Source organism: Parvibaculum sp., from assembly GCF_030694575.1.
In the GTDB taxonomy this organism is placed as follows: Bacteria; Pseudomonadota; Alphaproteobacteria; order Parvibaculales; family Parvibaculaceae; genus Parvibaculum.
This window is the reverse complement of record NZ_JAUYUS010000100.1, coordinates 142,148-151,181: the sequence shown is the minus strand read 5'-3', so window position 1 is coordinate 151,181 and position 9,034 is coordinate 142,148. Positions and strand designations below refer to the sequence as shown.

19 protein-coding genes and 1 pseudogene are annotated in these 9,034 nt (G+C 62.4%); all 20 read left to right on the top strand.

Translation table 11 applies throughout. The features are described from left to right. Positions 1-190: pseudogene (gene tuf, locus Q8S60_RS14775) on the top strand (elongation factor Tu); the annotation flags it as partial. An 83-nt stretch (positions 191-273) separates the two neighbouring features. Continuing rightward, positions 274-582: a 30S ribosomal protein S10 gene (gene rpsJ / locus Q8S60_RS14770; protein ID WP_012111657.1), complete on the top strand. Its 309-nt coding sequence runs from the start codon at positions 274-276 to the stop codon at positions 580-582. Between the two features lie 39 nt (positions 583-621). Then, positions 622-1,377 (top strand): 50S ribosomal protein L3, encoded by a 756-nt coding sequence (gene rplC / locus Q8S60_RS14765; RefSeq protein WP_305278260.1) that lies wholly within the window; start codon positions 622-624, stop codon positions 1,375-1,377. After that, positions 1,377-1,997 carry a 50S ribosomal protein L4 gene (gene rplD, locus Q8S60_RS14760; RefSeq protein ID WP_305278259.1) on the top strand — a complete coding sequence of 207 codons (621 nt, stop codon included), beginning with the start codon at positions 1,377-1,379 and terminating at the stop codon, positions 1,995-1,997. Before rplC ends, rplD begins: the two co-directional genes overlap by 1 nt. Beyond that, positions 1,994-2,284 (top strand): 50S ribosomal protein L23, encoded by a 291-nt coding sequence (locus Q8S60_RS14755; RefSeq protein WP_305278258.1) that lies wholly within the window; start codon positions 1,994-1,996, stop codon positions 2,282-2,284. The genes rplD and Q8S60_RS14755 overlap by 4 nt, the downstream gene beginning before the upstream one ends. 2 nt (positions 2,285-2,286) lie before the next feature. Then, the gene (rplB, locus tag Q8S60_RS14750; RefSeq protein ID WP_305278257.1) at positions 2,287-3,126 is read left to right on the top strand and encodes a 50S ribosomal protein L2; all 840 of its coding nucleotides are present in this window, start codon (positions 2,287-2,289) and stop codon (positions 3,124-3,126) included. Positions 3,127-3,137: 11 nt separating this feature from the next. Beyond that, positions 3,138-3,416, top strand: a complete 279-nt coding sequence (gene rpsS / locus Q8S60_RS14745) for a 30S ribosomal protein S19 (protein ID WP_305278256.1) — start codon at positions 3,138-3,140, stop codon at positions 3,414-3,416. 3 nt (positions 3,417-3,419) lie between these two features. Further along, a complete protein-coding gene (rplV, locus tag Q8S60_RS14740; protein WP_305278255.1) occupies positions 3,420-3,800 on the top strand; it encodes a 50S ribosomal protein L22 in 381 nt (126 codons plus the stop codon). Further along, the gene (gene rpsC / locus Q8S60_RS14735; RefSeq protein ID WP_305278254.1) at positions 3,800-4,510 is read left to right on the top strand and encodes a 30S ribosomal protein S3; all 711 of its coding nucleotides are present in this window, start codon (positions 3,800-3,802) and stop codon (positions 4,508-4,510) included. Before rplV ends, rpsC begins: the two co-directional genes overlap by 1 nt. 33 nt (positions 4,511-4,543) lie before the next feature. Further along, positions 4,544-4,963 (top strand): 50S ribosomal protein L16, encoded by a 420-nt coding sequence (gene rplP / locus Q8S60_RS14730; protein WP_293506779.1) that lies wholly within the window; start codon positions 4,544-4,546, stop codon positions 4,961-4,963. Positions 4,964-5,008: 45 nt separating this feature from the next. After that, on the top strand, positions 5,009-5,215 hold the full coding sequence (rpmC, locus tag Q8S60_RS14725) for a 50S ribosomal protein L29 (RefSeq protein WP_305278253.1): 207 nt from the start codon (positions 5,009-5,011) through the stop codon (positions 5,213-5,215). A gap of 10 nt (positions 5,216-5,225) precedes the next feature. Beyond that, positions 5,226-5,462 (top strand): 30S ribosomal protein S17, encoded by a 237-nt coding sequence (rpsQ, locus tag Q8S60_RS14720; RefSeq protein WP_305278252.1) that lies wholly within the window; start codon positions 5,226-5,228, stop codon positions 5,460-5,462. A 46-nt stretch (positions 5,463-5,508) separates the two neighbouring features. Beyond that, a complete protein-coding gene (gene rplN / locus Q8S60_RS14715) occupies positions 5,509-5,877 on the top strand; it encodes a 50S ribosomal protein L14 (RefSeq protein WP_012111668.1) in 369 nt (122 codons plus the stop codon). Next, the gene (gene rplX / locus Q8S60_RS14710; protein WP_305278251.1) at positions 5,877-6,194 is read left to right on the top strand and encodes a 50S ribosomal protein L24; all 318 of its coding nucleotides are present in this window, start codon (positions 5,877-5,879) and stop codon (positions 6,192-6,194) included. Before rplN ends, rplX begins: the two co-directional genes overlap by 1 nt. Further along, complete coding sequence (rplE, locus tag Q8S60_RS14705; RefSeq protein ID WP_305278250.1) at positions 6,187-6,744, top strand: 50S ribosomal protein L5; 558 nt, start codon at positions 6,187-6,189, stop codon at positions 6,742-6,744. Before rplX ends, rplE begins: the two co-directional genes overlap by 8 nt. Positions 6,745-6,786: 42 nt before the next feature. Beyond that, on the top strand, positions 6,787-7,092 hold the full coding sequence (gene rpsN / locus Q8S60_RS14700; protein ID WP_305278249.1) for a 30S ribosomal protein S14: 306 nt from the start codon (positions 6,787-6,789) through the stop codon (positions 7,090-7,092). A gap of 11 nt (positions 7,093-7,103) precedes the next feature. Beyond that, positions 7,104-7,502, top strand: coding sequence for a 30S ribosomal protein S8 (gene rpsH, locus Q8S60_RS14695; RefSeq protein WP_305278248.1), 399 nt, complete (start codon positions 7,104-7,106; stop codon positions 7,500-7,502). 45 nt (positions 7,503-7,547) lie between these two features. Then, positions 7,548-8,081, top strand: a complete 534-nt coding sequence (gene rplF / locus Q8S60_RS14690; RefSeq protein WP_305278247.1) for a 50S ribosomal protein L6 — start codon at positions 7,548-7,550, stop codon at positions 8,079-8,081. Positions 8,082-8,091: 10 nt separating this feature from the next. Continuing rightward, complete coding sequence (gene rplR / locus Q8S60_RS14685; RefSeq protein WP_305278246.1) at positions 8,092-8,448, top strand: 50S ribosomal protein L18; 357 nt, start codon at positions 8,092-8,094, stop codon at positions 8,446-8,448. 3 nt (positions 8,449-8,451) lie between these two features. After that, entirely contained in the window at positions 8,452-9,018 is a 567-nt protein-coding gene (gene rpsE, locus Q8S60_RS14680) for a 30S ribosomal protein S5 (RefSeq protein WP_370867310.1), read from the top strand. The last annotated feature ends 16 nt before the right edge of the window (positions 9,019-9,034 follow it).

Genomic DNA, 9,034 nt, shown 5'->3' with positions numbered 1-9,034 from the left:
CTTCCGCACGACGGACGTGACGGGCGTGGTGACGCTGCCGGAAGGGACCGAGATGGTGATGCCCGGCGACAACGTGAAGATGAACGTGACGCTGATCGCCCCCATCGCGATGGAAGAGAAGCTCCGCTTCGCCATCCGTGAGGGCGGACGTACCGTCGGCGCCGGCGTCGTCTCCAAAGTGTTGAAGTAAACAAGGTGACTGGGGCGCGGGAGACCTCGCGCCCCCACTTCTAAAGTCGCGAAAGCGCAGGGCCGAGAGGCACGAGGACGAAAATGCAAAGGCAGAAGATCCGCATCCGGTTGAAAGGCTTCGATCACCGCGTGCTCGACGTTTCGACCCGGGAGATCGTCAATACGGCGAAGCGTACCGGCGCGCAGGTGCTCGGTCCGATCCCGCTTCCGACACGGCTCGAGAAGTTCACCGTGCTGCGCGGCCCGCACATCGACAAGAAGAGCCGCGAGCAATTTGAAATTCGGACACACAAGCGTGTGCTCGACATCGTAGACCCCACGCCCCAGACGGTCGATGCGCTGATGAAGCTCGATCTTGCTGCCGGTGTGGATGTCGAGATCAAGCTCTAAGTCGAGCCGGATCGTCGATCAAAACGAGGAATGGGACCCATGCGTTCCGGAGTGATTGTCAAAAAGGTCGGTATGACCCGTCTCTTCATGGAAGACGGTCGTCATGTCCCGGTCACGGTGCTGAAGCTCGACAACTGCCAGGTTGTCAGCCAGCGCACGGATGAAAAGAACGGCTATACGGCGGTTCAGCTCGGCACAGGCCGTGCCAAGGCGAAGAATGTTGCGAACGCCCAGCGTGGCCAGTTCGCGCGTGCCTCGGTGGAGCCGAAACTGGAACTCGTCGAGTTCCGGGTGAGCCCGGACAACCTGCTCGATGTAGGTGTCGAGCTCACGGCCGATCATTTTATCGCCGGCCAGTATGTCGATGTCAGCGGTACCTCGATCGGTAAGGGTTTCGCGGGCGTCATGAAGCGCCATAATTTCGGCGGCCTGCGTGCCACGCACGGTGTCTCCGTCAGCCATCGTAGCCATGGCTCGACCGGTCAGAACCAGGATCCGGGCAAGGTCTTCAAAGGCAAGAAGATGGCCGGCCACATGGGCGCGACGCGCATCACGACGCAGAACCTGGAAGTCGTCCGCACGGACGCCGACAAGGGTCTCATCATGGTGAAGGGCGCGGTGCCGGGTTCGAAGGGCGGCTGGGTGCTCGTGCGCGACGCCGTGAAGAGCAAGTTGCCGGAAGGCGTTCCCGTTCCGGGCGCGTTCCGCCGCAACGGCGAGGAAGCTGCCGCTGCTCCGGCCGTGGAAGCTCCCGCAGAGTCACCGGCCGAAGAAGCCGGTCAGGAAGGTGCGTGATGAAAATCGACGTAACGACACTTGAAGCGAAGAAGGCCGGTTCCGTCGATCTGACGGACGACGTTTTCGCGCTTGAGCCGCGCACCGATATTCTGCATCGCATGGTGGCCTGGCAGCTCGCGAAGCGGCAGGCCGGCACGCACAAGACCAAGGGCCGGTCCGAAATCGCGCTCACGGGCAAGAAGTTCGTGAAGCAGAAGGGGTCGGGCGGCGCGCGTCACGGCGACCGCAAGGCGCCGCAGTTCCGCGGCGGCGGCAAGGCTTTCGGTCCGGTCGTCCGCAGCCATGCGTTCGATCTGCCGAAGAAGGTTCGCTCGCTCGCGCTGAAGCTGGCGCTGTCGGCCAAGGCGAAGAGCGACAACCTCGTCATTCTCGACGAGGCGAAGCTTGCCGAGCCGAAGACGAAAGCCGCGAAGGATGCATTCGAGAAGCTCGGCCTCAAGTCGGTTCTCGTAATCGACGGCGAGGAGCTGGACGCGAACTTCGCGCTCGCGGCCCGCAACCTTCCGAATGTTGATGTGCTGCCGGTTCAGGGCATCAACGTGTACGACATTCTGCGCCGCGAGAAGCTTGTGCTGACCAAGGCCGCGGTCGAGAGCCTGGAGGCTCGCTTCAAATGAACGAGCGTTATTACGACATCATCGTGTCGCCGGTAATCACTGAAAAGGCGACGATGGCCTCGGAAGCGAACCAGGTCATCTTCAAGGTGGCTCCGGACGCGACGAAGCCGAAGATCAAGGAAGCGGTCGAGAAGCTCTTCGACGTGAAGGTGAAGGCGGTCAATACGCTGATCCGGAAGGGCAAGACCAAGCGGTTCCGCGGTATCGCGGGACGGCAGAGCGATTTCAAGAAAGCGATCGTGACCCTCGAAGAAGGTCACTCGATCGATGTGACGACCGGGCTCTGATCATGGCATTGAAAAAATATAAACCGACAAGCCCCGCCCAGCGCGGTCTCGTGCTGGTCGACCGCTCCGCCCTCTACAAGGGCAAGCCGGTCAAGGGCCTCACCGAAGGACTGACCAAGTCCGGCGGCCGCAACAACCATGGCCGTATCACGGTCCGGTTCCGGGGCGGCGGGCACAAGCGCAGCTATCGCATGGTCGATTTCAAGCGCCGCAAGTACGACATGCCGGCGACGGTCGAACGGCTCGAATACGATCCGAACCGCACGGCGTTCATCGCGCTGGTGAAGTACGAAGACGGCGAGCTCGCCTACATTCTGGCGCCGCAGCGTCTTGCGCCGGGCGACGTGGTCGTCTCGGGCAACCGCGTCGACGTGAAGCCGGGCAATGCGATGCCGCTGGCGAACATTCCGGTCGGCACCATCGTCCACAATGTGGAGATGAAGCCGGGCAAGGGCGGTCAGATCGCGCGTTCGGCGGGCACCTATGTGCAGCTCGTCGGCCGCGACCAGGGCTACGCGCTGCTCCGCCTGTCGTCGGGCGAACAGCGCATGGTTCCGGCGACCTGCATGGCGTCGATCGGTGCGGTGTCGAACCCGGACCATTCGAACATCACCATCGCGAAGGCGGGCCGTAATCGCTGGCTCGGCTGGCGTCCTCACGTTCGTGGCGTCGTCATGAACCCTGTCGACCATCCGCATGGCGGCGGCGAAGGCCGCACCTCGGGCGGCCGTCACCCGGTTACCCCCTGGGGCAAGCCGACCAAGGGCAAAAAGACGCGCGCCAACAAGGCAACGGACAAGTACATCGTTCGTAGCCGTCATCAGAAGAAGAAGAAGGGTTAAGGGAGCTCGATATGTCACGTTCTCTCAAAAAGGGTCCCTTCGTGGATGGCTACCTCCTGAAGAAGGCGGAAACCACGCGCTCTTCGGGCCGCAAGGAAGTAATCAAGATGTGGAGCCGCCGCTCCACGATCCTGCCGCAGTTTGTCGGCCTCACATTCGGTGTCCATAACGGCAAGAAGCACGTTCCCGTGCTCGTGACCGAGGACATGGTGGGCCACAAGTTCGGTGAGTTTTCGCCGACGCGGACCTACTTCGGTCATACGTCCGACAAGAAAACGAAGAAGGGCTAAGTCATGGGCAAAGCTGCAAACAAGCGTCGCCTGCCCGAGAACGAAGCGCAGGCCATCGGCCGGATGCTTCGGGTAAGCCCGCAGAAGCTCAACCTCGTCGCGCAGCTCATTCGCGGCAAGAAGGTCGAAACGGCGCTCGCCGATCTCACCTTCTCGCGCAAGCGGATCGCGGGCGACGTGAAGAAGATCCTGCAGAGCGCGATCGCGAATGCGGAAAACAACCACGACCTCGACGTCGACGATCTCGTCGTCTCCGAGGCCTATGTGGGCAAGAACCTGGTTATGAAGCGCTGGCACGCGCGCGCTCGCGGCCGCGTCGGGCGGATCGAGAAGCCGTTCAGCCAGATCACGATTGTCGTGCGCCAAGTCGAGGAGCAAGCCTGATGGGTCACAAGGTCAATCCAATCGGACTGCGCCTGGGCATCAACCGGACCTGGGATTCGCGCTGGTTCGCCGGCCGTCACGAGTACGGCAAGCTGCTGCACGAAGACATCAAGATCCGCGAGATCCTCGAGAAGCAGCTGAAGCAGGCCGGCGTCTCGAAGATCGTGATCGAGCGTCCGCACAAGAAGTGCCGCGTGGCGATCCACACCGCCCGTCCGGGCGTGGTGATCGGCAAGAAGGGCGCGGACATCGAAAAGCTGCGCCGCGAGATCGGTAAGATCACAGCGTCGGAAGTGCATCTCAACATCGTTGAAGTGCGCAAGCCCGAGATCGATGCGACGCTGGTCGCGGAGAATATCGCCCAGCAGCTCGAACGCCGCGTTGCGTTCCGCCGGGCGATGAAGCGGGCAGTGCAGTCCGCCATGCGTCTCGGCGCCGGCGGCATCCGCATCAACTGCGCGGGCCGTCTCGGCGGTGCCGAAATCGCGCGGACGGAGTGGTATCGCGAGGGCCGTGTGCCGCTGCACACGCTTCGCGCCGACATCGACTACGGCGTCGCGACGGCGAAGACCGCCTACGGCACGTGCGGCGTCAAGGTCTGGATCTACAAGGGCGAGATCCTCGAGCACGATCCGATGGCGTCCGAACGCCGCGCGCTGGAGGGTGGCGATTCCGGTGGTGGCCGTTCGCGCCGCGACGATCGCGGCTGATACGGCAAGAATTGAGCGAAGAGAGTTTCGACCATGTTGCAACCGAAGCGCACTAAGTTCCGCAAGGCCCACAAGGGCCGCATCCATGGCAAGGCCAAGGGCGGAATGAATCTCGACTTTGGGGCTTTCGGCCTCAAGGCGCAGGAGCCGGCCCGCATCACGGCCCGGCAGATCGAGGCGGCGCGCCGCGCGATTACCCGTCACATGAAGCGTGCGGGCCGCGTGTGGATCCGGATTTTCCCGGACGTGCCGGTTTCCTCGAAGCCGACCGAAGTTCGAATGGGTAAGGGCAAGGGCGCGCCGGAATACTGGGCCGCCCGCGTGAAGCCGGGCCGCATCATGTTCGAGATCGATGGCGTTCCGCTCGCGGTCGCCGAAGAGGCCATGCGTCTCGGTGCGGCGAAGCTGCCGATCAAGACGCGGTTCGTTGCCCGTCCCGGCGAGCACGCCTGAGAATTAAGACCCCGCCCCCGGGCGGACGAATGAAAGGGTAAGGCCATGAAGGCCAGCGATGTACGAGACCTGACGCCGGACCAGTTGCAGGACGAGCTCCTGAAGCTGAAGAAGACGCAATTCAACCTGCGTTTTCAGGGCGCCAGCGGTCAACTCGAGAAGGTTCACCAGATGCGCCAGGTGCGCCGCGATATCGCGCGGATCAAGACGATCCAGCGGCAGCGCAGCGCCGAGCCGGCAAGCAAGAGCTGAGGACACGAAAATGCCGAAGAGAATCCTTCAAGGTGTCGTGGTCAGCGACAAGAACGAAAAGACAATCGTGGTGAATGTCGAACGCCGCTTTCAGGACCCGCTCCTGAAGAAGATCGTGCGCCGTTCGAAGAAGTACCACGCGCACGACGAGAACAAATCGGCGAAGGTTGGCGATATCGTGAAGATCCGCGAGTGCCGCCCGATTTCGAAGCTGAAGAAGTGGGAAGTTTTTACGGACGAGGCCTGATCCTTTTTGGGATGCAGGAACCGGTTCGAGCAAGGCGGATGAAGTCATGATCCAGCAAGAGACCAACCTGGAGGTTGCCGACAACTCTGGTGCGCGTCGTGTGATGTGCATCAAGGTGCTTGGCGGCTCCAAGCGGAAGTACGCTTCCGTCGGCGACATCATTGTCGTCAGCATCAAGGAAGCGATTCCGCGGGGCAAGGTGAAGAAGGGCGACGTCATGAAGGCGGTCGTCGTGCGCACGGCGAAGGATATTCGCCGCGCCGATGGCAGCGTCATCCGTTTCGACCGCAATGCGGCGGTCTTGATCAATAACCAGGGCGAGCCGATCGGTACGCGTATCTTCGGCCCGGTGACCCGCGAACTGCGCGCGAAGAACCACATGAAGATCGTGTCGCTCGCGCCGGAGGTGCTCTGATGGCCGCGAAGATTAAAAAGGGCGACAAGGTCATCGTCCTGACCGGCAAGGACAAGGGCAAGAAGGGCGATGTCGTCGCCGTCTTCCCGAAGGAAAACAAGGCGCTCGTGCAGGGCGTCAACATGGTGAAGCGTCACGAGAAGCCGTCGCAGACGACGACGGGCGGCATCGTGTCGCGCGAGGCGAAGGTGCACCTGTCGAATATCGCGATCCAGGATCCGAAGACGGGCAAGCCGACGCGAGTTGGGTTCAAGACGCTGGAAGACGGCCGCAAGGTTCGTGTCGCCAAGGCGTCGGGAGAGACGATCGATGGCTGAAGCTCAATATATCCCGCGGCTGAAGGTTCAGTATCTGGAGAAGGTGCGTCCGGAGCTGACCGAGCAGTTCAGCTACAAGAACCTGCTTCAGGTTCCGCGGCTCGACAAGATCGTGCTCAACATGGGCGTCGGCGAGGCCGTCGGCGACTCCAAGAAGATCAAGAGCGCGTTCGAGGACCTGCAGGCGATTGCCGGCCAGAAGCCGGTTATCACCAAGGCGAAGACGTCGATCGCGACGTTCAAGCTGCGTGAGGACATGCCGATCGGTGTGAAGGTCACGCTGCGCAAGGACCGGATGTACGAATTCCTGGACCGGCTGGTCACGGTCGCGCTGCCGCGCGTGCGCGACTTTCGCGGCCTGAATGCGAAGAGCTTCGACGGCCGCGGCAACTTCGCCATGGGTCTCAAGGAGCATATCGTGTTCCCGGAAATCGACTACGACAAGGTCGATCAGGTCTGGGGCATGGACATCATCGTCTGCACGACGGCGAAGACGGACGACGAAGCGCGCGAGCTGCTTCGCAAGTTCAACTTCCCCTTCACGAAGTGATTTTTCAGCGGTCCGCGAATGGTGGACCCGACGGAGGTTTGAATGGCTAAGAAGAGCGCCATTAATAGGGATCTGAAGCGGCGCAAGCTGACGGCGAAATTCGCCGCCAAGCGGGCGAAGCTGAAGGCCGCCACGATGGACGAGGCGCTTTCGATGGAAGACAGGTTCCAGGCGCAGCTCAAGCTCGCCGAGCTGCCGCGCAATTCCTCGAAGACCCGTATCCATAATCGCTGCGAGATTACCGGCCGCAGCAAGGCTTATTACCGCAAGCTGCGCATGTCGCGTATCGCCCTTCGGGACCTCGCGTCCAAGGGTCAGATACCCGGCATGGTGAAGTCGAGCTGGTAGGAGACACGCGAATGACGATGACCGATCCTCTTGGCGATATGATTACGCGCATCCGCAATGCCCAGCTTCGCGGCAAGGGCAAGGTGGTGACGCCTGCCTCGAAGCTTCGCGGCTGGGTGCTGGACGTACTCGCCGAAGAAGGTTTTATCCGCGGCTACACGCGCGTCGAATACGCGGGCGGCAAAAGCGACTTCGAGATCGAACTGAAGTACAACGAAGGCGCTCCGGTCATTCAGATGATCGAGCGGGTTTCGACGCCGGGCCGCCGTGTGTATTCGTCCGTAAAGACGATGCCGACGGTGCGCAACGGCCTCGGGATTTCGATCCTCTCGACCCCGAAGGGCATCATGTCCGACGTGGCCGCGCGGGAACAGAATGTAGGTGGCGAGGTGCTGTGCCGCGTCTTCTGATGCGCGCACTGCATTCGATGATACTGACGACAGGAAACAGAGACCATGTCGCGAATTGGTAAGTACCCCGTCGAAGTCCCCAAAGGGGTGACGGTGACGCTCGACGGCCAGGACCTGGCCGTGAAGGGCCCGAAGGGTGAGCTGAAGCTCACGCTGGTGGACGATGTGACGGTCGAGCAGGGCGAGGCCGGTCTCTCCGTGCGTCCGCGCGAGGACACGCAGCGCGCCCGCGCGATGTGGGGCCTCAGCCGTACGCTGGTGCAGAACCTCGTTGCCGGCGTCACGAACGGGTTCACGAAGACGCTCGAGATCAACGGTGTCGGTTACCGCGCCGCGATCCAGGGCAAGAACCTGCAGCTGAACCTCGGTTTCAGTCACGACGTGCTCTATCCGATCCCGGAAGGTATCGACATCAAGTGCACGAAGCCGACCGAAATCGTGATTACGGGTATCGACAAGCAGAAGGTCGGTCAGGTCGCCGCCGAGATCCGCGGCTATCGTGGACCGGAGCCTTACAAGGGCAAGGGCGTGAAGTACGCCGGCGAATATATCTTCCGCAAGGAAGGCAAGAAGAAGTGAGCTGCGCGCGATGAGCAACATGAAAACACTCTCTCAACGCCGGGCCATGCGCAATCGCGCCAAGCTCGCAAAGGCATCGGTGATCCGTCCGCGCCTTTCGGTGTTCCGGTCGTCCAAGCATATCTATGCCCAGGTGATCGACGACACGCGCGGCGTGACGGTCGCGGCGGCGTCTTCGCTCGACGAGAAGTTCGGCAAGAAGACGGGCACCGACGTGGCAGCGGCGGGCGAAGTCGGCAAGCTTCTCGCCCAGCGCGCGAAGGAAGCCGGTGTCACCGACGTCGTCTTCGATCGTGGCGGCTACATCTATCATGGGCGCGTCAAGGCGCTCGCTGACGGCGCCCGCGAAGGCGGTCTCAACTTCTAAAGGATTTTTGCTGTGGCACGTAAAGAGAACAGAGACCATCGGGAAGAGCGCGACAGCGAATTCGTGGACAAGCTGGTCCACATCAATCGCGTCGCCAAGGTCGTCAAGGGCGGCCGGCGCTTCGGTTTCGCCGCGCTCGTGGTGGTCGGCGATCAGAAGGGCCGCGTCGGCTTCGGCCACGGCAAGGCACGTGAAGTGCCGGAAGCGATCCGCAAGGCGACGGAAGCGGCGAAGCGCGCGATGATCCGCGTGCCGCTGCGCGAAGGCCGGACGCTGCATCACGACGTGAACGGCCGCCATGGCGCGGGCCGCGTCGTCCTGCGCGCGGCGCCTCCCGGCACCGGCATCATCGCGGGCGGCCCGATGCGCGCCGTGTTCGAGACGCTCGGCGTCCAGGACGTGGTTGCGAAGTCGCTCGGTTCGTCCAATCCCTACAACATGGTGCGCGCCACGTTCGACGCGTTGAAGAACGAGCAGAGCCCGCGCATGGTTGCGGCGCGCCGCGGCAAGAAGGTCAGCGACATCGTCGGCCGCCGTTCGGATGCCGCCGCCGAAGCCGGCCTCGAATAAGCCGAGATCAGAGGAA

Coding starts and splice junctions, on each gene's coding strand:
- rpsH (WP_305278248.1), top strand. CDS start 7,104: ATGACGATGACCGATCCTCTTGGCGATATGATTACGCGCATCCGCAAT.
- rpsQ (WP_305278252.1), top strand. CDS start 5,226: ATGCCGAAGAGAATCCTTCAAGGTGTCGTGGTCAGCGACAAGAACGAA.
- rpsN (WP_305278249.1), top strand. CDS start 6,787: ATGGCTAAGAAGAGCGCCATTAATAGGGATCTGAAGCGGCGCAAGCTG.
- rpsJ (WP_012111657.1), top strand. CDS start 274: ATGCAAAGGCAGAAGATCCGCATCCGGTTGAAAGGCTTCGATCACCGC.
- rpsS (WP_305278256.1), top strand. CDS start 3,138: ATGTCACGTTCTCTCAAAAAGGGTCCCTTCGTGGATGGCTACCTCCTG.
- rplV (WP_305278255.1), top strand. CDS start 3,420: ATGGGCAAAGCTGCAAACAAGCGTCGCCTGCCCGAGAACGAAGCGCAG.
- rpmC (WP_305278253.1), top strand. CDS start 5,009: ATGAAGGCCAGCGATGTACGAGACCTGACGCCGGACCAGTTGCAGGAC.
- rplD (WP_305278259.1), top strand. CDS start 1,377: ATGAAAATCGACGTAACGACACTTGAAGCGAAGAAGGCCGGTTCCGTC.
- rplF (WP_305278247.1), top strand. CDS start 7,548: ATGTCGCGAATTGGTAAGTACCCCGTCGAAGTCCCCAAAGGGGTGACG.
- Q8S60_RS14755 (WP_305278258.1), top strand. CDS start 1,994: ATGAACGAGCGTTATTACGACATCATCGTGTCGCCGGTAATCACTGAA.
- rplC (WP_305278260.1), top strand. CDS start 622: ATGCGTTCCGGAGTGATTGTCAAAAAGGTCGGTATGACCCGTCTCTTC.
- rplP (WP_293506779.1), top strand. CDS start 4,544: ATGTTGCAACCGAAGCGCACTAAGTTCCGCAAGGCCCACAAGGGCCGC.
- rplX (WP_305278251.1), top strand. CDS start 5,877: ATGGCCGCGAAGATTAAAAAGGGCGACAAGGTCATCGTCCTGACCGGC.
- rpsC (WP_305278254.1), top strand. CDS start 3,800: ATGGGTCACAAGGTCAATCCAATCGGACTGCGCCTGGGCATCAACCGG.
- rplN (WP_012111668.1), top strand. CDS start 5,509: ATGATCCAGCAAGAGACCAACCTGGAGGTTGCCGACAACTCTGGTGCG.
- rplR (WP_305278246.1), top strand. CDS start 8,092: ATGAGCAACATGAAAACACTCTCTCAACGCCGGGCCATGCGCAATCGC.
- rplB (WP_305278257.1), top strand. CDS start 2,287: ATGGCATTGAAAAAATATAAACCGACAAGCCCCGCCCAGCGCGGTCTC.
- rplE (WP_305278250.1), top strand. CDS start 6,187: ATGGCTGAAGCTCAATATATCCCGCGGCTGAAGGTTCAGTATCTGGAG.